Source organism: Streptomyces sp. NPDC047043 (genome assembly GCF_040644055.1).
Taxonomy (GTDB): domain Bacteria; phylum Actinomycetota; class Actinomycetes; order Streptomycetales; family Streptomycetaceae; genus Streptomyces.
The window spans coordinates 25,603-44,262 of the sequence record NZ_JBEYVO010000018.1; the positions used below are offsets into that span (position 1 = coordinate 25,603).

The window sequence follows — 18,660 nt, forward strand, 5'->3', positions numbered from 1 at the left end:
GTGCGACCAGCCACGACCGAGCCGCGCCCACGGAACCACACACACCTCCACGGCGCAGCGCCCATAGAATTTCCGCCATGGGGATAGTCGCCGGGTTGGACAGTGCGCCCGATTTCACTCGCATCGTGGTCTGCGACACGGACACGGGCACGGTGCTCAGGCAGGGGTACGCCCCACATCCGGTGGACGGCGATCGCCCCTCCGACGTCGACCCGCAGGCCTGGCTGCTGTCCCTCGGCGAGGCGGCCGGCGGCGGGCTCCTCGAAGGGGTGCAGGCCATCGGCGTGTCGGCGCAGCAGAACGCCTTGGTGCCGCTGGACGCACAGGGCGGCACCGTGCGGCCCGCGATGGTCGGCGGCGACAAGCGGACGCAGGTCGCGGCGGCCGATCTGATCGACGCGCTCGGCGGCCGGGAGGCCTGGGCGCAGGCCGTGGGGTGTGTGCCGCAGGCCGCGCAGCCGGTGTCCAAGCTGCGGTGGCTCGCGAAGAACGAACCCGATGCCGCCGTGCGCACCGCGATCCTCATGCAGGCGCACGACTGGCTGGTGTGGCAGCTGCTCGGTCGGCCGGTGCGCAGGACCACCGACCGCGGCGGCGCCTCCGGCACCGGCTACTGGTCGGCGGCGACCGGCAACTACCGTTCCGATCTGGTCGATCTGGCGCTCGGCCACCAGGCGATGCTGCCGGACGTGATCGGGCCGGCGGAGGCCGCCGGTACGACGCCCGAGGGGCTGTTGATCTCCGCCGGGACCGGCGAGACCATGGCCGCCGCCTTCGGGCTGGGCATCGGGCTCGGGGATGCCGTCGTGTCGCTCGGCGCCTCCGGGTCCGTGATGGCCGTACATCCCGAGGCGCTCGTCGACAGCACCGGGATGATCACGTCCCTCGCCGATGCGACCGGCATGCATCTGCCCGTCGTCACCACGCTGAATGCCGTACGGACCCTGCGCGGGACCGCCGAGCTGCTCGGGCTGCCGGACCTGGAGAGCCTGTCCGAGCTGGCGATGAAGTCGACGCCGGGGTCCCACGGGCTCGTACTGCTGCCCTACTTGGAGGGTGAGCGGACGCCGAATCTGCCGCACACCGCGGGGACTCTTGCGGGGCTGCGGCGGGAGTCGATGAAGGCCGAGCATCTGGCGCGGGCGGCGTTCGAGGGGATGCTGTGCGGGCTCGCGGACGCACTGGACGTGCTGCGCGGGCGGGGTGTCGAGGTGCGGCGGGTCTTCCTGCTGGGGGCGGCCGCCGAGCTGTCCGCCGTGCAGGCCGCGGCACCGATGCTGTTCGGCGCACAGGTCGTCGTGCCGCAGCCCGCGGACTACGCGGCGATCGGTGCCGCCCGGCAGGCGGCCTGGGCGCTCGGCGCCTCGCAGGGCACCGTCGACCCGCGCACCCCGCCGGCCTGGCAGGGCGCGAGTGCGCAGGTCCTGGAGCCCGGCGACGAACTGGCGGTGGGCCAGGCGGTGCGGCAGCAGTTCGTGTCGGTGCGGGAGCAGACGCACCCCGGGGCGTTCCGGGCATAGCGAGTCGGGCTTTCCGGGGCATAGCGGAACGTAAGCGTCCGGTAGGAGCAGTACCCGGAAGGCCGTACGAAGACCTGCTGTCGGCTTAATCGGTTGAGGTAACACGGGTGGAGTGTTCGACGATAGGAGCCTGGGGCATCAAGCCCGCCCCACCGCCGACTCCGAGAGACGTAGCGTGCTCATACGACTTCTGCGGACCTATCTCAGGCCCTACAAGAAACCCATCGCCGTACTGGTGCTGCTGCAGTTCCTGCAGACCTGCGCCACTCTCTACCTGCCCACGCTGAACGCGCACATCATCGACAAGGGTGTGGTGAAGGGCGACACCGGCTACATCCTCTCCTTCGGTGCCCTGATGATCGGCATCTCGCTGGCGCAGGTCGTGTGCAACATCGGTGCCGTGTACTACGGCGCCCGGACCGCGTCGGCGCTCGGCCGGGACGTCCGGGCGGCCGTGTTCGACCGGGTGCAGTCCTTCTCGGCGCGGGAGGTCGGGCACTTCGGGGCGCCCTCGCTGATCACCCGTACCACCAATGACGTGCAGCAGGTCCAGATGCTGGCCCTGATGACGTTCACGCTGATGGTGTCGGCGCCGATCATGTGCGTCGGCGGCATCGTCCTCGCGCTCGGGCTGGACGTGCCGCTGTCCGCGGTGCTGGTCGCCGTGGTGCCCACGCTGGGCATCTGTGTGACCTTGATCGTACGGCGGCTGCGGCCGCTGTTCCGGAAGATGCAGGTGCGTCTGGACACCGTGAACCGGGTGCTGCGCGAGCAGATCACCGGCAACCGTGTGATCAGGGCCTTCGTACGGGACGAGTACGAGAAGGACCGGTTCCGGAAGGCCAACACCGATCTCACCGAGATGCAGCTGGCCACCGGCAACATGCTCGCGCTGATGTTCCCGATCGTCATGACGGTGGTGAACCTGTCGTCGATCGCGGTGGTGTGGTTCGGCGCCCACCGGATCGACAGCGGCGGGATGCAGATCGGCGATCTGACCGCCTTCCTCGCCTACCTCATGCAGATCGTGATGTCCGTGATGATGGCCACCTTCATGTTCATGATGGTGCCGCGCGCGGAGGTGTGCGCCGAGCGCATCGAGGAGGTGCTCGGCACCTCGTCGAGTGTCGTTCCACCGGTGGCGCCGGTCACGGAGCTGCGCCGGCACGGGCATCTGGAGATCCGGGGCGCCGGGTTCCGCTATCCCGGTGCCGAGGAGCCGGTGCTCAAGGCCATCGACCTGGTGGCGCGGCCCGGTGAGGTGACCGCCGTCATCGGCTCGACCGGCAGCGGCAAGTCCACGCTGCTCGGGCTGGTCCCGCGGCTGTTCGACGCGACCGACGGCGAGGTGCTCGTCGACGGGACGGACGTGGCGACCCTCGAGCCGAAGCTGCTGGCGAAGACGGTGGGGCTGGTGCCGCAGAAGCCGTACCTGTTCGCGGGGACCGTCGCCACCAACCTGCGGTACGGCAATCCGGACGCCACCGACGAGGAGCTGTGGCATGCGCTGGAGGTGGCGCAGGCCAAGGACTTCGTGGAGCGGCTGGAGAACGGCCTCGACTCCCCCATCGCGCAGGGCGGCACGAACGTCTCCGGCGGTCAGCGGCAGCGGCTCGCGATCGCCCGGACACTGGTGCAGAGCCCGGAGATCTATCTCTTCGACGACTCCTTCTCCGCCCTCGACTACGCGACCGACGCGGCCCTGCGCGCGGCGCTGGCCGAGGAGACCGCGGAGGCGACCGTCGTGATCGTCGCCCAGCGGGTGGCGACCATCCGGGACGCGGACAGGATCGTCGTACTCGACGAAGGACGGGTAGTCGGGACCGGCCGGCACCACGAGTTGATGGCGGACAACGAGACCTACCGGGAGATCGTGCTCTCCCAGCTGACGGAAGCGGAGGCCGCCTGATGGCCGGGCCCATGGGTCGAATGATGGCCGGGGGCGGCCCCGACCAGCGCTCGATGGACTTCAAGGTGTCGGGCAGGCGCCTGGTCGCCCAGTTCAAGCCGGAACGGCTGACCATCTACGTGCTGCTGTTCTGCGTGGTCGTGAGCGTCGGTCTGAACGTGATCGGGCCGAAGATCCTCGGCAAGGCCACCGACCTGGTCTTCGCCGGGATCATCGGGCGGCAGATGCCGTCCGGGGCGACGAAGGAACAGGTCCTCGACTCCATGCGGGAGCGGGGGCAGGGCCAGGTCGCCGACATGCTGCGCAGCACCGACTTCACGCCGGGCAAGGGCATCGACTTCGGCGCGGTGGGGAACGTACTGCTGCTCGCGCTGTGCACCTTCTTCGTCGCCGGTCTGCTGATGGCGGTGGCGACCCGGCTGGTGAACCGGGCCGTCAACCGGACCATGTACCGGCTGCGCGAGGACGTGCAGGCGAAGCTGTCGCGGCTGCCGCTGTCGTACTTCGACAAGCGGCAGCGCGGTGAGGTGCTGTCCCGGGCCACGAACGACATCGACAACATCGGGCAGACGCTGCAGCAGTCGATGGGCCAGCTCATCAACTCGCTGCTGACGATCATCGGTGTGCTCGCGGTGATGTTCTGGGTGTCGTGGCTGCTCGCGCTCGTGGCGCTGGTGACCGTGCCGCTGTCGTTCGTCGTGGCCACGCGGGTCGGCAAGCAGTCGCAGCCGCACTTCGTGCAGCAGTGGCGCACCACGGGCAAGCTCAACGCCCACATCGAGGAGATGTACACCGGGCACACCCTGGTGAAGGTGTTCGGGCGGCAGGAGGAGTCGGCGAAGCAGTTCGCCGAGCAGAACGACGCACTGTACGAGGCCGGGTTCAAGGCGCAGTTCAACAGCGGGGTCATGCAGCCGCTGATGATGTTCGTGTCGAACCTCAACTATGTGCTGGTGGCGGTCGTGGGCGGACTGCGGGTGGCGTCCGGCGCACTGTCGATCGGTGACGTACAGGCCTTCATCCAGTACTCGCGGCAGTTCTCGATGCCGCTGACGCAGGTCGCCTCGATGGCCAACCTGGTGCAGTCGGGCGTCGCCTCGGCCGAGCGGATCTTCGAACTCCTGGACGCGGAGGAGCAGGAGGCGGATCCGATGCCGGGCACCAGGCCCGAGGAGCTGCGCGGACTGGTGGAGCTGCAGAACATCTCCTTCCGCTACGACCCCGAGAAGCCGCTGATCGAGAACCTCTCCCTGAAGGCCGAACCGGGCCACACGGTCGCGATCGTCGGCCCGACGGGAGCGGGAAAGACCACCCTGGTCAATCTCCTCATGCGGTTCTACGAGGTCTCCGGGGGGCGGATCACCCTCGACGGCGTCGACATCGCGACCATGTCCCGGGACGAACTGCGCGCCGGGATCGGCATGGTGCTGCAGGACACCTGGCTGTTCGGCGGCACGATCGCGGAGAACATCGCGTACGGCGCCTCGCGGGACGTCACCCGCGGCGAGATCGAGGAGGCGGCACGGGCCGCGCACGCCGACCGGTTCGTCCGGACCCTGCCCGACGGCTACGACACCGTGATCGACGACGAGGGCACGGGTGTGAGCGCCGGCGAGAAGCAGCTCATCACCATCGCGCGGGCGTTCCTGTCCGACCCGACGATCCTGGTGCTCGACGAGGCGACCTCGTCCGTCGACACCCGGACCGAGGTGCTGATCCAGAAGGCGATGGCCAAACTCGCGCACGGGCGCACGTCGTTCGTGATCGCGCACCGGCTGTCGACCATCCGGGACGCGGACACGATCCTGGTCATGGAGAACGGCTCGATCGTCGAACAGGGCGCGCACGCCGACCTGTTGGCGGCCGAGGGAGCGTATGCGCGGCTGTACAAGGCGCAGTTCGCGCAGGCGGTCGCCGAGGTCGACTAGCTGCACGGGCAGTTGACGCCAGGGGGCCGCTCACCTTCGCGTGAGCGGCCCCTGCTCAGTCCAGGTAACCCCGCAGCTGGTCCGCGAAGGCGTGGTCGCGCAGCTTGTTGAGGGTCTTCGACTCGATCTGCCTTATCCGTTCCCGGGTCACGCCGAAGATGCGGCCTATCTCCTCGAGCGTGCGGGGGCGGCCGTCGACCAGGCCGTAGCGAAGCTGGACGACCTTGCGTTCGCGTTCGCCGAGGGTGGAGAGCACCGCCTCCAGATGCTCCCTCAGCAGCAGGAACGCCGCCGACTCCACGGGGCTCGTCGCGTCGCCGTCCTCGATGAGGTCGCCGAGGGCGACGTCGTCCTCCTCGCCCACCGGGGCGTGCAGGGACACCGGTTCCTGGGCCAGCCGCAGGACCTCGCTGACGCGCTCGGGCGGGAGGTCGAGGTGGGCGGCGACCTCTTCCGGGGTCGGCTCGTAGCCCCGCTCCTGCAGCATGCGGCGCTGGACGCGGACCACACGGTTGATCAACTCGACGACATGGACCGGGACTCGGATCGTCCGGGCCTGGTCGGCGAGGGCCCGGGACATGGCCTGACGGATCCACCAGGTGGCGTACGTCGAGAACTTGTACCCGCGGGCGTAGTCGAACTTCTCGACCGCCCTGATGAGTCCGAGGTTGCCCTCCTGGACCAGGTCGAGCATGGTCAGCCCGCGGCCGACGTACCGCTTGGCGACGGACACCACCAGCCGCAGGTTCGCCTCGATGAGACGGCGCTTGGCCATGCGGCCCATGACGACCAGGCGGTCCAGGTCCAGGGCGAGCTGGCTGTCCAGGTCGGGCGCGGTGCTGAGCCTCTCCTCGGCGAACAGGCCGGCCTCGACGCGGCGGGCGAGTTCGACCTCTTCGGCCGCGGTGAGCAGGGGGATGCGGCCGATCTCACGCAGGTACTGGCGGAACAGGTCCGAGGACGGGCCGCTGCTGTCCGCGCGGGCGCGCTCCGCGGCGCGGGTCTCGACCGGCTCGGGGGTCTCCGCGGCCTCCAAGGCCTCGGCGGGCGGTTCGGCGGGCTCGGGAGGGCTCTCCGGGTCCGCTTCGGGGTGGTGCATGACACGGGTCTGCGGGGGGACCGCGACGAGAACGTCGGTCTCGTCGTCCGGCTCCGTGTCCGTACTGTTGTCGGTCTGTGTGAGGGTCTGGGTCTGCACGGGGGCGACCTCCAGGATGATCGCTGCAGAGGTGTGCGGCAGCGGTACTTCGGGGGCGGAGTCTGCGGCCACGCCGCTGTCCGTCCCGTACGCGATGAGCGGAACCGCGGGGGTGTGGGACCCGTGTGGGACGGATCGGCCGCGCTCCGAGGACTCAGGCACCGGAACCCAGTGTGGAGTACGACACATCGCCGCCACGAGGGGCGTGCGGTGACTTTTTGCAATCGGGCCGTGACCGGGTGGTTACCCTCGTGGAAACCTGGATGCCTGTGCCCGCCCTGATCTGGCACGATCCCCGCGTGTCCGCATCCTTGTACGAAACCCATGTGACGGTTCGCTGTGTCGGCGCGACCGAATCGGAGCGGCTGCGCCGGTGGGCGGCCGCCGCGGGTCTCAAGCTGACGCACATCGTGCTGGCCCGGGGTCGGATGCGCGACCAGCCCATGCTCACCCTTTCGGGTGCCCGGTCCTACGCCGCCGAATCGGCTCGGGCGCGCGAAGTGCTGGCGCGGTTGCGGGCGGACGGCTTCGAGCCGGTGCGGGTGAAGATCGAGTCGACGCCGTGGGCGCCGGAGGTGCCGCGTCGGCCGTGCGACGGCGAGCGGTACTTCGAGCACCACGTGAAGCTGGGGCTCGGCGCGGACACCGACCTGGCCGACCTGGCGGCACGGGTCGTACCGCACGGCGCGCATGTGTCGTGGAACGCACGGCGGGTGCGGGACGGCGGGCGGCACGAGCGGTTCGTGACGCAGCGGTGCCGCGGGGTGGACGCCGAGGGGGCGGGGCGGGCGCTGGACGCCCTGCTGGCGGAGCTGGCCGGGTTCGAAGTGGTGGGTGTGGAGCGGGAGTTCGTGCTCTTCGACAGTGATGTGTCGGTGGACGAGGGATGGATCGAGGAGACGGTGGGGGTCCAGGGATGAGCGGGTCGTGGCAGGAGCCGGTGTGGTCGGGTTTCCCGGTTCCGGCACAGGAGTTGGACGACGAGACGCGCGCGGCGAAGCGGCTGCCCCGGACGCTGCGGACGACGACGGGTGAGGGCGTCGAGCAGCGGCTGGTCTTCGAGCCGGCGCTGAAGCAGTACGAGAACGCATTCCGCGCGATGGACCCCGTCTTCACCGATCCGCCGCGGGGCGAGGTGTGGCGGGCGGCCCGGCGCCGGGCCCTGGAGCTTGTCCTCGCCGCGATCGGCGGCTCCGAGTGGGCGGACTCGCTGGTGCTGCGTGGCAGCGTGCTGATGTCGGCGTGGTTCGGCGCGGCCGCCCGTGAGCCCGGTGATCTGGACTTCGTCGTCCTGCCGCACTCGTGGCGGATCGACGAGGCACGCACGGCCCGGCTGTTCGACGGTGTCGCGGCCGCCGCCGAGTCCGTCGCCGCCGGGCGCGGGGCGGGCGTGGCCTTCGATGCGCGCGAGGCGGTGCTCGAGGACATCTGGACCTACGACCGGGTGCCGGGCCGCCGCATGGTGCTGCCCTGGTCCGCGCCGGGGCTGCCCGGCGGGCACGTCCAGCTGGACTTCGTCTTCAACGAGGAGCTGGCCGAGGCGCCCGAGCCTGCGGAACTGCCCGACGGCACCGTCCTGTTGGCGGCCACGCCCGCGCTGTCGCTGGCCTGGAAGCTCATGTGGCTGATCGACGACGCCCACCCGCAAGGCAAGGACCTCTACGACGCCGTTCTCCTCGCCGAGCGCCATCCGCTCGCCTACGACCTGCTGCTGCGCGTCTTCCGCCTCTCGGGCAGCCACACCCTGGCCGGCCGGCACCGCCAGGAGATCACCCCGGCCGACGTCTCACAGGCCGCGGGATACGTCGAGTGGGACCACTTCGTCACCGAGTACCCGGCATTCACGCACGGCGAGCGAGAGTTCGCCGACCGGCTGATCCAGGCCCTGGTGCCTACCTTCGCCGGACGCTCAGAGAGCCCCGGCCCCGTGCTCCCGTAGCGCCTGGTCGTACTGCTGCAGGACCCACAACTCGTTCTGTACGGCGGCCAGCTGGGCCGGGTCGCCGCCCGCGGAGAGGCGGGTCATCTGGGACTGGATGTCGCGGATGCGGCGCTCCACGGCGCGGCGGCGGACGGTGACGAGCTGCTCGCCCGCGTAGTTCTCGTCGACCGTGCGGCGCATGATCGCCTCGACGGCCAGTTCCGTGACCATCGCGCGGACCCCGTCGTCCGGGGCCGCCTCGCGGACGCGGACCAGGTAGTCCTGTGCGTCCTGGACGCCGTACTCCGCGCCGCCCGCCTCCATGACCGCCTGGCGTACGGCGGCGTAGGGCGCGGCGGTGAACTCGTCGATGCCGTAGGCGTCGAAGGCCGGGGAGACCAACTCGGGGCGCTGGAGGGCGAGTTTGAGCAGTTCGCGCTCGGTGGCGTAGACCGGGTTGCGGAGGTTGAGCGCCGGGCCGGAGGGACCGGAGGGGCGGGGCGAGGCGTCGTACGACTGGGGGCCCCGGGCCGGGGCCGGGCCGCCCTTGCCGCCGCGGTCGCGTGCCCAACGGGCCAGCTGGGCCACGCGCTTGACCACGAACTGTGTGTCCAGGATGCCGAGCATGCCCGCGAGCTGGACGGCGACCTCGTGCTGCGCGCCGGTGTTCTTGATGCGGGCGACGATGGGGGCCGCCTCGTCCAGGGCGGCGGCGCGGCCCGCCGGGGTGTCGAGGTCGTAGCGAACGACGATCTGGCGGAGGGCGAACTCGAACAGGGGCGTGCGGGGTTCGACCAGGTCCGACACCGCCTCGTCGCCCTTCGCCAGGCGGAGTTCGCAGGGGTCCATGCCGTCCGGGGCGATCGCGATGTACGTCTCGGCGGCGAATTTCTGGTCGTCCTCGAAGGCGCGCAGGGCCGCCTTCTGGCCGGCCGCGTCGCCGTCGAAGGTGAAGATCACGCGGGCCGATCCGTTGTCCATCAGCAGGCGCCGGAGGATCTTGATGTGGTCGCCGCCGAAGGCCGTGCCGCAGGTCGCGATCGCGGTCGTGACGCCGGCCAGGTGGCAGGCCATCACGTCGGTGTAGCCCTCGACGACGACCGCGCGGCTGGCCTTCGCGATGTCCTTCTTCGCGAGGTCGATGCCGTAGAGGACCTGGGACTTCTTGTAGATCGCCGTGTCGGGGGTGTTGAGGTACTTGGGGCCGTTGTCCGCCTCGTAGAGCTTGCGGGCGCCGAAGCCGACGACGTCGCCGCCGATGTCGCGGATCGGCCACATCAGACGGCCGCGGAAGCGGTCGATGGGGCCGCGGCGGCCCTCCTGGGAGAGGCCGGAGAGGAGGAGCTCCTTGTCGGTGAAGCCCTTGCCGCGCAGATAGCGGGTGAGGTGGTCCCAGCCCTGGGGGCTGTAGCCGACGGAGAAGTGCTCGGCGGCGGACTGGTCGAAGCCGCGCTCGGCGAGGAACTTGCGGCCGGTGTCGGCCTCGGCGCCGGTGGCCAGCTGTTCCATGTACCAGTCGGCGGCGACCTTGTGGGCCTCGACCAGGCGGATGCGCTCGCCGCGCTGGTGGGCGGGGTTGTAGCCGCCCTCCTCGTAGCGCAGGGTGATGCCGGCCTGGCCGGCCAGGCGCTCGACCGCCTCGGAGAAGGTGAGGTGGTCGACCTTCATCACGAACGTGATGGTGTCGCCGCCCTCCTGGCAGCCGAAGCAGTGGAAGAGCCCCTTGCTCGGACTGACCTGGAAGGACGGCGACTTCTCGTCGTGGAACGGGCACAGGCCCTTGAGGTTGCCCCCGCCCGCGTTCCGCAGCTGGAGGTACTCGGACACCACGGCGTCGATCGGGACCGCGTCCCGTACCGCCTTCACGTCCTCGTCGTTGATCCGTCCTGCCACGAGGTGATTCTACGGGGCAGCGCTGACACTCGTGGGGCGAGCTGTCCGTCCCCCGGCCGGGGGTCCGGGGGTTGTCCCCCGGGAATTGCAGCACGGGGACGGACTGACAGCAGTGACGCTCAGGAAGCCTCGCTCCCCAGGCTGTCCAGCGGAACGTGCGGGTCCGCAAGGGCCTCCGTGTCCACCCGTGCCCGCGATCGGATCAGCTTCTGGATCGGCTCTGTGACGTCCCACACGTTCACATTCATCCCGGCCAGCACCCGGCCCTGCTTCACCCAGAACGCGATGAACTCACGCTTTCCGGCGTCCCCTCGAATCACCACTTCGTCGTACGAGCCCGGGGGCGCCCACCCGCTGTACTCCATCCCCAAGTCGTACTGGTCGGAGAAGAAGTAGGGCACGCGGTCGTAGGTGAGGTCGCGGCCCAGCATGGCGCGGGCCGCCGCGGGGCCGCCGTTGAGGGCGTTGGCCCAGTGCTCGACGCGCAGGTGGGTGTCGAAGAGGGCGTGCGGGAAGGAGGCGACGTCGCCGGCCGCGAAGATGTCGGGGTCGGAGGTGCGCAGCCGCTCGTCGACCACGACCCCGCCGCCCTGCGCCCGGTCGGCGATCTCCAGGCCCGCCGCCTCCGCGAGGCCGATGCGGGGGGCCGCGCCGATCGCCGCGAGGACGTCGTGCGCCGGGTGCTCCTCGCCGTCGTCCGTACGGGCCGCCAGGACCATGCCGTCCTGGCCGACGATCTCGGTGAGCCTGGCTCCGAAGTGGAAGCGGACGCCGTGCTCCCGGTGCAGCTCGGCGAAGAGGTTGCCGAGTTCGGGGCCGAGGACCGCGTGCAGCGGGGTCGCGAGCGGCTCGACGACGGTGACCTCGGCGCCGTACTCGCGGGCCGCCGCGGCGACCTCCAGACCGATCCAGCCGGCGCCCGCGATGACGATGTGGCCGTTGTCCCGGCCGAGCGCCGCGAGGACGTGCTTCAGCCGCTCGGCGTGGGCGAGGCGGCGCAGGTGGTGGACGCCCGCGAGGTCGGTCCCGGGGATGTCCAGGCGGCGCGGCTCGGCGCCCGTCGCCAGCAGGAGCTTGTCGTAACGGACGAGCGTGCCGTCCTCGCCGAAACGGACCGTCTTCGCCGTACGGTCGATGGCGTCGACGGTCTCGCCGAGGTGCAGCTCGATGTCGTTCTGCGCGTACCAGGCGGGCTCGTGGACGAAGACGCTGTCGCGCTCCTCCTTGCCCAGCAGGTAGCCCTTGGAGAGGGGAGGGCGCTCGTAGGGGTGGTCGCGTTCGTCGCAGATCAGTATCACGCGGCCGCTGAAGCCCTCCGCTCGGAGCGTCTCGGCCGCTTTCGCGCCGGCGAGGCCGCCTCCGACGATGACGAATGTCTGATCCGCGTCGACCACTTGATGCCTCCTACGGGGGGTCTGGGGGGTGTCCCCACAGAAAACACTGCGGGTGCCGCCACATGCGAGCGTCCCGCACGGAGCGTGATGGGGGAAGAGGGAGTGGCCCGATCAGGCCACGGAGGGTCACATTCGGGCTCGTTCCAGGTCACCCTCGTCCCGTCGGTCTCACACATGCCCCGTCAGACGCGCGTGAAGCGAACGAGCCGAGGCGTCGGTGAGCGAGGCGATCTGGTCGACGATCACGCGCTTGCGGGCGCGGTCGTCGCCTGCCTGGTCGAACAGCGCGCGAAACTGCGGGTCCAGGCCGAAGGGTGCACGCGCGGTGAGCGCCTGTGCCAGTTCGGCCACCACGATCCGCTGGTCGGCACGGAGCCGCTCCTGCTCGGCGCGCTGCATGACGTACCGGTCGGCGACCGCCTTGAGGACCGCGCACTCCAGCCGGGTCTCGTGCGGTACGACGAGTTCGGCGCCGTATCGGGTGAGGCGGCCGCTGCCGTACGCGGCGCGGGTGGCGGTCTCGGCGGCGAGGCAGAAGCGGCCGATGAGCTGGCTGGTGGCGTCCTTGAGGCGGGCCTGGGCGACCGCGGTGCCGTCGTAGCCGTGCGGCCACCACTCCTGGTCCTGGAGGCGGTCGAGGGCGGCGGCGAGTTCGGCGGGGTCGGTGTCCGCGGGGACGTACCGGCCGACGGCGACCGCGAAGACCGCCTGCCGCTCGGGCTCCGCGTGCAGGCTGCCCGGGTCGATGTGGCCCGCGTGCAGGCCGTCCTCGACGTCGTGCACCGAGTAGGCCACGTCGTCGGACCAGTCCATGACCTGGGCCTCGAAGGTGGTGCGGGTGCCGGGGGCCTCCTTGCGGACCCAGTCGAAGACCGGGCGGTCGTCCTCGTAGACGCCGAACTTGGGGGAGGCCGGGGCGGTGGGGTGGGCGCCTCTGGGCCAGGGGTACTTGGTGGCGGCGTCGAGGGCGGCGCGGGTGAGGTTGAGGCCGACGGAGCCTTCCGGGGTGAACCGTTTGGGTTCGATGCGGGTGAGGAGGCGCAGGGACTGGGCGTTGCCCTCGAAACCGCCGCAGTCCTCGGCGAATTCGTTCAGGGCCTGTTCACCGTTGTGGCCGAAGGGTGGGTGGCCGAGGTCGTGGGAGAGGCAGGCGGCCTCCACCAGGTCGGGGTCACAGCCGAGGGCTGCGCCCAGTTCTCGCCCGACCTGGGCGCATTCCAGGGAGTGGGTGAGGCGGGTTCGGGGGCTGGCGTCCCAGGAGGGGCTGCGGGTGCCTGGCGTGACGACCTGGGTCTTGCCGGCGAGGCGTCGTAGGGCAGCGGAGTGCAGTACGCGGGCTCGGTCGCGTTGGAAGGCTGTGCGGCCGGGGCGTTTGTCGGGCTCAGGGGCCCAGCGTTCGGTTGACTGCGCGTCGTACGACATGTCTCGACAGTAAGCGCAGGCAGTGACAATTGGGGTGCGCCTGTCCGTCTGCCGGGTTCCGTTATATGGCGATTGCGGGTAGTTCGTGGCTTGTCGTGCGGTTCCCCGCGCCCCTTGGGGCAACTGCCGCGGCCGGAGCCGACAATGCCTGGTCGTACCTGTGCAGGACCAGCTGTGCCATCGCCGGGTGGGTGCCCAGGGGCGCCGACGCGATCCAGGGGGCCGCCTCCGCGCACTCCGTGGCGAAGCGGCCGGGGGCCGTGAAGTACGAGGCCACGGCTACTCGGTCGTGGCCTCGGGAGGCCAGGGCCTGGATTGCGTCCCGGACCTTCGGGGCGGCCGTGGTCGCGTAGGCGGGGACCACCGGTACGCCCAGGCGTTCGGCGAGGAGTTGGGCCGTGCGGTTGGTGTCGACCTTGGACTCGGGGTCGCGGGAGCCGGCCGCGGCGAGGACGACCGCGCTTCTGCGGCGGGTGGCCTCGTCCGTGCGGGTGCGCCAGCCGGCCTCGACGAGGCGGTCGTGGAGGGCGTCCACGAGCAGCGGGTGGGGGCCGAGCGCGCCGGCCACGCGTGCGCGTACGTCCGACTCGGCCGCCATCTCGGGGATGTCGCGCTTGATGTGGTAGCCGCGGCTGAGAAGGAGCGGGACCAGGACCGCCTCGCCGCTGCCGAGGCCGGCGAGGGTGTCGGGGAGGAGGGGCTCGTTCAGTTCGATGTGGCCGAGGTGGACCGGAAGGCCGGCGCGCTGCTCGCGGATGCGGTCCAGGAGCGTGCGCACGGTGCTCAGTGCGCGCGGGTCGCGGCTGCCGTGCGCCACGACGACCAGCGCGGGCGGGCCGGGGCGTCGTCTGCCGTTGAGGGAGACGAGGCTGAGCTGGCTGGCGAGCTGGCTGCTGATCCGGTTCATGAGGTGCGCCGTACTGTCGAGGTGGGCCGCCTGGAGCGGCAGCACCGCACCGGGCTTGGTCGTGGACTCGTCGCGAGGAGGGTTCGACGCCGTCATGGACCGATGGTGGCGGCGGGAGGTTGCCGCCCCGTTGCACGAGAATGACGGGTGTTTTCCGGCGGTTCACCGTGGGGTGTGTGGGGACTGTGAGGTGGGGTGACCTGCGGTTTCGTCATACGGAGTGAAGCTCGTCACGTATCGTGCGACGAACCGGTCGGGCTGACAGGACGTCTCTGACTGTCGAAAAAGAGGGCCCGGAGACAGGGCCGAAGAGGGGGGAACCGTCCGATGCGCCGACCCGAGCTGCCGCGCAGACCGCGCCTGCCACGCACGCGTGCCGGATGGCGGAGGCTGGTGCAGGTGGTGATGGCCGGGTGTGTGGTGGCGCTGCTTCCGGTGACCTGGCTGTACGTCTCCACGGCCGACCGGCTGGGCACGACGGCCGACGCGCCCCGCACCGAGGTCGCCGTCGTCTTCGGCGCCGGCCTGTGGAACGGCGAGCCGTCCCCGTACCTCGCGAACCGTCTGAAGGCGGCGGCCGAGCTGTACCGCGAGGGCCGTATCGAGGTCGTCCTGGTCACCGGTGACAACAGCCGCAAGGACTACGACGAGCCGGACGCCATGCGGACCTATCTGAAGAAGCACGGGGTGCCGGACTCGCGGATCGTCAGCGACTACGCCGGCTTCGACACCTGGGACTCCTGCGTCCGCGCCAAGAAGATCTTCGGTGTGGACCGGGCGGTGCTGATCAGCCAGGGCTTCCACATCCGGCGCGCGGTCGCCCTGTGCCAGGCGGCGGGCGTGGAGTCGTACGGCGTCGGGGTCGACGCCAAGCACGACGTGACCTGGTACTACGGCGGCACGCGCGAGATCTTCGCGGCGGGCAAGGCGGCCCTGGACGCGGTGTTCCACCCGGACCCCCGGTTCCTCGGGCCGAAGGAACCGGGGGTGACCAGGGCACTGGCTAGCGCCCGGTGAAGCGGGGTGCGCGTTTCTCCAGGAACGCGGTCATGCCCTCCTTCTGGTCGTCGGTCGCGAACAGGGCGTGGAACACGCGGCGTTCGTAGCGGAGGCCGTCGCGCAGTCCGGTTTCCAGTGCCCGGTCGACGCACTCGCGGGCGGCCCGCACGGCGGTGCGGCCGTACCCGGCGACGGTGGCGGCGGCTTCGTGGGCCTCTGGGAGGACGCGGTCGTCCGGTACGACCCGGGAGACCAGGCCGCAGGACTCCGCCTCCCTCGCGTCCATCGTGCGGCCGGTGAGGACCAGGTCCATCGCCTTGGCCCGGCCGACCAGACGGGTCAGGCGCTGGGTGCCGCCGATGCCGGGGATCACGCCCAGCCTGATCTCCGGCTGGCCGAAGACCGCCGACTCCCCCGCGATGACGAGGTCGCACATCATCGCCAGCTCACAACCGCCGCCCAGGGCATGCCCGTTGACCGCGGCGATCTTCGGGGTGCGCAGGTCGGCGAAGTCCTCCCAGGCGGCGAAGTAGTCCTCGGCCGCCATGTCGACGGCCGACCTCGGCGCCATCTCCTTGATGTCGGCGCCCGCCGCGAACACCTTCTCCGAACCGGTGACGACGAAGCAGCCGACCTCGGGGTCCTCGTCCAACGGGCGGAGGAAATCGAGGAGTTCCTCGAGGAGTTCGGAGCTCAGGGCATTCAGCACGTGCGGGCGGTGCAGACGGACTGTCACCACACCGCCGTGGCGTTCGGCTTTCAGGTTGTTCATCTTCCCCTCCGATGCGCAGAGTTACGAGTCCCAGATGGCGCCGTACGCCGGAATCCCGCGCCGTTCCAGGCCGTGCACCACCTGCCAGGTCAGCTTCTTGTTGGAGATGCAGATCACCGCCTCGGCCCCGAAGTCCCGGTACGCGGTGTACGCGAGGCGCACCATGTCGGGCTTGCCGTCGCGGGAGGTGTTCCAGATCCGGGCGTGCGGCTGGACGGCGAGGATCTCGTCGACGAGGGTGTCGCCGTAGGTCGCGCGCGGGTCGCGGGTCGCCCAGACCAGACGGGAGGGGACCTCGGCGGCGAGCAGATGGGGCAGGCAGGGGCCGATGCCGCTGCCCGTGGCCACGTATACGACCTTCGTGAACAGGGTCTCGATGTTGGCGACCCCGGCCGTGGTGATGCCCTTGACCCACACGCGCTGCGGCAGGTCGTCGATGAAGGAGCCGGTCCAGTCGCCGGCCCGGGAGATGGTGAGCCGGAAGCCGGACTCGCCCGGGGCCGGGACGTTGGCGAAGGAGTGCCATTCCTTGAGCGGGCTGCGGCTGATCGCGGTCGAGGAGCCCGCGAAGGGGGTCTCGCCGTGGTCGAAGCGGGCCAGCACCACGTGCGGGGAGGGGCGTTCGAGGCGGACGGCGACCTTGCGCAGCCGCAGCCAGGGCAGCGCGACGCTGAAGGTGACCACCGCGAGGACCGCCACGGAGACGGGGCCGGCTGCGGACAGCAGGGTGTGCGCCCAGAACAGGGCCAGGGCCGTCCAGCCGCCGAAGCGGTGGATCTTCTCGAAGTGGTCGTGGTGGCGGGAGCGGAAGGGGGGCAGGGCGGTGGCGACGATGACGGCCAGCAGGGCCGTCAGGGTCCAGCCCACCACTGCCGACGGGCCGTTGGGTTCCGTCGCCACCAGTGCCAAAAACCAGCCCGTCCCCGCCAGCGCCCCGCCCATGTGCAGCCCGCCGAAGTGGTACACCTTGCCGAGCGTCCAGCGGACCTTCAGCGGCCAGGTCGTCGGGGCCCAGGTCGCCAGCCGGAAGAGGAGGTTGACGACGTACTGCTGGCGGACGAGCACGGCGAGGGCGAGGTTGGCGAGGGACGCGTGCGCCAGGGCCGCCGTGGACAGCGGCCGACCTGCCGCCGCGTAAGCCACGTTGACGGCCAGGACCAGCGCGGCCAGCCGGTTGTGGTGCATCAGCCGCGGGTGCTTGAAGAAGCGTCGGGCGGCCGAGGTGAGCGGGGGCAGCTCGGCGGTCTGCCGGTCCAGCGAGGTCGTCATCGGGCCACCGCCGTGTGCTCCTCGGCCAGCCGCAGCAGCGCCGGTTTGTCGATCTTGCCGCGGTCCGTCTCGGGGAGGAACGCGAGCGGCAGGATCTCCGACGGGACGCAGTAGTACGGCAGTACGTCCGCCACCGCGCGGCGGGCCGCGTCCGCGTCGACGTCGGCCGGGCAGACGAAGGAGACGAGGCTGCGGGCGTCCCGCTTCAGGGTCACCGCGCGGACGCACCCGGCGACCGACTCCAACACCGAGGAGACGGAGTCGAGTTCGACGCGGAAGCCGCGGACCTTGACCTGGTCGTCGGTGCGGCCGAGGTGTTCGAGCTCACCGTCGGGGGTCCAGCGGCCGAGGTCCCTGGTGCGGAACATGCGGTGGCCGGGGCCGAGGAAGGGGTCGGGGGCGTAACGCTCGGCGTTCAGGAGGTCGTCGGCGAGGTAGCCGGCCGAGACGCAGGCGCCGCCCGCCCACATCTCGCCGACCTCGCCGATGGGCAGCGCCCGGCGGTCCGCGTCGAGGACGTACACCGTGTTGTTGGGGGTCGGGCGGCCGATGGTGAGGAGGGGAGCCGTCGGGTCGTGGCGGCGCATCGTGTTGACGATCGTCGTCTCCGTCGGGCCGCAGCAGTTGAAGAAGGCGGCCCGTGCCGCCCAGCGGTCGGCGAGCGGACGCGGGCAGGGCTCGCCCGCGACGGCGACCGTGCGGACGTGCGGGCAGGCGGCGGGGTCGATGCCGGACAGGACGGTCGGGGTGGCGACGATCACGTCCGCCGTGCGGGCCGCGGCCGCGATGTCCTTGCCGCGGATGACGAGGGTGCCGCCGTGGGCGAGGCAGCCGAGGATCTCCCAGGCGGCCATGTCGAAGGCGATGTTGAGGAGTTGGGGCACGCGGTCGCCGGGGCGGATGCCGAGGGAGCCGGGTTCGGTGAGGAGGATGTTGGCGACGTTGCGGTGGGTGACCTTGACGCCGTTGGGCCGGCCGGTGGTGCCGGAGGTGAACAGGACGTAGCAGCCGTCGTCGGGGCGGACGTCCGGCCGGGGGCCGGGGGTGCGCGGGAGGGGCTCGGTGTCGAGGGCGATCATGCGGTGCCCGGCGGGCAGCGGCACGCGGGAGGCGTGGTCCGCAAGGGTGAGCACGACGCGGGTGCGGGCGGTGCGGACCACCTGGCCGAGCTGGGCCGGGGGTGCGAGGCCGATGTCCTGGGGGATGTAGGCGGCGCCCGCCTTCAGGATGCCGAGCAGACCCACGAGCATCGGGATCGAGCGGCGTACGAAGAGGCCGACGTGGTCGCCGGGCCGTACGCCCTCGCGGACCAGGCGGGCGGCGAGCGCGTCCGCGTACCGGTCGAGCTCGCCGTAGGTGATCGTCGCGCCCAGGTGCTCGGCGGCGACGGCGTGCGGGGCGGCCGCGGCCTGCCGTTCGACGGCACGGTGGACGAGCGGTTCGGGGACGGCAACGGTGTCTCCATGGCCGTACTGCCGGAAAAGGTGCTGGTCGCGAGGGGTTAAGTGGCGCAGAGGCATGCTGGGGA

Annotated in this window: 14 protein-coding genes; 6 read left to right on the top strand and 8 right to left on the bottom strand. The window is 71.0% G+C overall.

What is annotated here, in order from left to right; translation table 11 throughout:
- The first annotated feature begins 77 nt into the window (after window positions 1-77).
- The 3 genes from ABZ880_RS27170 (at window position 78) to ABZ880_RS27180 (ending at window position 5,357) form a co-directional block, all read left to right on the top strand.
- On the top strand, window positions 78-1,520 hold the full coding sequence (locus tag ABZ880_RS27170; RefSeq protein ID WP_361267550.1) for an FGGY family carbohydrate kinase: 1,443 nt from the start codon (window positions 78-80) through the stop codon (window positions 1,518-1,520).
- A 175-nt stretch (window positions 1,521-1,695) separates the two neighbouring features.
- Window positions 1,696-3,429 carry an ABC transporter ATP-binding protein gene (locus ABZ880_RS27175; protein ID WP_361267552.1) on the top strand — a complete coding sequence of 578 codons (1,734 nt, stop codon included), beginning with the start codon at window positions 1,696-1,698 and terminating at the stop codon, window positions 3,427-3,429.
- A complete protein-coding gene (locus ABZ880_RS27180; protein ID WP_361267553.1) occupies window positions 3,429-5,357 on the top strand; it encodes an ABC transporter ATP-binding protein in 1,929 nt (642 codons plus the stop codon). The genes ABZ880_RS27175 and ABZ880_RS27180 overlap by 1 nt, the downstream gene beginning before the upstream one ends.
- A gap of 55 nt (window positions 5,358-5,412) precedes the next feature.
- On the opposite strand, the gene ABZ880_RS27185 is transcribed toward ABZ880_RS27180, so the two are convergent.
- On the bottom strand, window positions 5,413-6,717 hold the full coding sequence (locus ABZ880_RS27185) for an RNA polymerase sigma factor (protein ID WP_361267555.1): 1,305 nt from the start codon (window positions 6,715-6,717) through the stop codon (window positions 5,413-5,415).
- A 101-nt stretch (window positions 6,718-6,818) separates the two neighbouring features.
- Between ABZ880_RS27185 and ABZ880_RS27190 the strand changes: the two genes are divergently transcribed.
- Both ABZ880_RS27190 and ABZ880_RS27195 read left to right on the top strand, forming a co-directional pair.
- Window positions 6,819-7,475 carry a hypothetical protein gene (locus ABZ880_RS27190; RefSeq protein WP_361267557.1) on the top strand — a complete coding sequence of 219 codons (657 nt, stop codon included), beginning with the start codon at window positions 6,819-6,821 and terminating at the stop codon, window positions 7,473-7,475.
- Entirely contained in the window at window positions 7,472-8,494 is a 1,023-nt protein-coding gene (locus ABZ880_RS27195; protein WP_361267559.1) for a nucleotidyl transferase AbiEii/AbiGii toxin family protein, read from the top strand. Before ABZ880_RS27190 ends, ABZ880_RS27195 begins: the two co-directional genes overlap by 4 nt.
- On the opposite strand, the gene dnaG is transcribed toward ABZ880_RS27195, so the two are convergent.
- The 4 genes from dnaG to ABZ880_RS27215 all read right to left on the bottom strand — a co-directional run bounded on the left by dnaG (window position 8,465) and on the right by ABZ880_RS27215 (window position 14,092).
- Complete coding sequence (gene dnaG, locus ABZ880_RS27200; RefSeq protein ID WP_361267561.1) at window positions 8,465-10,369, bottom strand: DNA primase; 1,905 nt, start codon at window positions 10,367-10,369, stop codon at window positions 8,465-8,467. The two genes, ABZ880_RS27195 and dnaG, sit on opposite strands and share 30 nt — an antisense overlap.
- Window positions 10,370-10,488: 119 nt before the next feature.
- Window positions 10,489-11,763: an FAD-dependent oxidoreductase gene (locus ABZ880_RS27205; RefSeq protein ID WP_361267563.1), complete on the bottom strand. Its 1,275-nt coding sequence runs from the start codon at window positions 11,761-11,763 to the stop codon at window positions 10,489-10,491.
- Between the two features lie 168 nt (window positions 11,764-11,931).
- Window positions 11,932-13,185: a deoxyguanosinetriphosphate triphosphohydrolase gene (locus tag ABZ880_RS27210; RefSeq protein WP_361267565.1), complete on the bottom strand. Its 1,254-nt coding sequence runs from the start codon at window positions 13,183-13,185 to the stop codon at window positions 11,932-11,934.
- 61 nt (window positions 13,186-13,246) lie between these two features.
- The gene (locus tag ABZ880_RS27215; protein WP_361267895.1) at window positions 13,247-14,092 is read right to left on the bottom strand and encodes a sirohydrochlorin chelatase; all 846 of its coding nucleotides are present in this window, start codon (window positions 14,090-14,092) and stop codon (window positions 13,247-13,249) included.
- Window positions 14,093-14,419: 327 nt separating this feature from the next.
- On the opposite strand from ABZ880_RS27215, the gene ABZ880_RS27220 reads away from it, so the two are divergent.
- Window positions 14,420-15,109: an ElyC/SanA/YdcF family protein gene (locus ABZ880_RS27220; RefSeq protein ID WP_361267567.1), complete on the top strand. Its 690-nt coding sequence runs from the start codon at window positions 14,420-14,422 to the stop codon at window positions 15,107-15,109.
- Here the strand turns inward: ABZ880_RS27220 and ABZ880_RS27225 are convergent.
- Genes ABZ880_RS27225 through ABZ880_RS27235 form a run of 3 tightly spaced genes read right to left on the bottom strand, consistent with a single transcriptional unit; the run spans window position 15,096 to window position 18,652 of the window.
- Window positions 15,096-15,863: an enoyl-CoA hydratase-related protein gene (locus ABZ880_RS27225; protein WP_361267569.1), complete on the bottom strand. Its 768-nt coding sequence runs from the start codon at window positions 15,861-15,863 to the stop codon at window positions 15,096-15,098. The two genes, ABZ880_RS27220 and ABZ880_RS27225, sit on opposite strands and share 14 nt — an antisense overlap.
- 21 nt (window positions 15,864-15,884) lie before the next feature.
- Window positions 15,885-17,132 carry a hypothetical protein gene (locus tag ABZ880_RS27230; RefSeq protein WP_361267571.1) on the bottom strand — a complete coding sequence of 416 codons (1,248 nt, stop codon included), beginning with the start codon at window positions 17,130-17,132 and terminating at the stop codon, window positions 15,885-15,887.
- On the bottom strand, window positions 17,129-18,652 hold the full coding sequence (locus tag ABZ880_RS27235) for an amino acid adenylation domain-containing protein (protein ID WP_361267573.1): 1,524 nt from the start codon (window positions 18,650-18,652) through the stop codon (window positions 17,129-17,131). The genes ABZ880_RS27230 and ABZ880_RS27235 overlap by 4 nt, the downstream gene beginning before the upstream one ends.
- Between the last annotated feature and the right edge of the window lie 8 nt (window positions 18,653-18,660).

What these genes read in the sequence shown, in the direction of transcription:
- ABZ880_RS27170 (WP_361267550.1), top strand. Translation starts at nt 78, where the DNA reads ATGGGGATAGTCGCCGGGTTGGACAGTGCGCCCGATTTCACTCGCATC.
- ABZ880_RS27190 (WP_361267557.1), top strand. Translation starts at nt 6,819, where the DNA reads ATGCCTGTGCCCGCCCTGATCTGGCACGATCCCCGCGTGTCCGCATCC.
- ABZ880_RS27230 (WP_361267571.1), bottom strand. Translation starts at nt 17,132, where the DNA reads ATGACGACCTCGCTGGACCGGCAGACCGCCGAGCTGCCCCCGCTCACC.
- ABZ880_RS27210 (WP_361267565.1), bottom strand. Translation starts at nt 13,185, where the DNA reads ATGTCGTACGACGCGCAGTCAACCGAACGCTGGGCCCCTGAGCCCGAC.
- ABZ880_RS27195 (WP_361267559.1), top strand. Translation starts at nt 7,472, where the DNA reads ATGAGCGGGTCGTGGCAGGAGCCGGTGTGGTCGGGTTTCCCGGTTCCG.
- ABZ880_RS27220 (WP_361267567.1), top strand. Translation starts at nt 14,420, where the DNA reads ATGCGCCGACCCGAGCTGCCGCGCAGACCGCGCCTGCCACGCACGCGT.
- ABZ880_RS27215 (WP_361267895.1), bottom strand. Translation starts at nt 14,092, where the DNA reads ATGAACCGGATCAGCAGCCAGCTCGCCAGCCAGCTCAGCCTCGTCTCC.
- ABZ880_RS27235 (WP_361267573.1), bottom strand. Translation starts at nt 18,652, where the DNA reads ATGCCTCTGCGCCACTTAACCCCTCGCGACCAGCACCTTTTCCGGCAG.
- ABZ880_RS27180 (WP_361267553.1), top strand. Translation starts at nt 3,429, where the DNA reads ATGGCCGGGCCCATGGGTCGAATGATGGCCGGGGGCGGCCCCGACCAG.
- ABZ880_RS27225 (WP_361267569.1), bottom strand. Translation starts at nt 15,863, where the DNA reads ATGAACAACCTGAAAGCCGAACGCCACGGCGGTGTGGTGACAGTCCGT.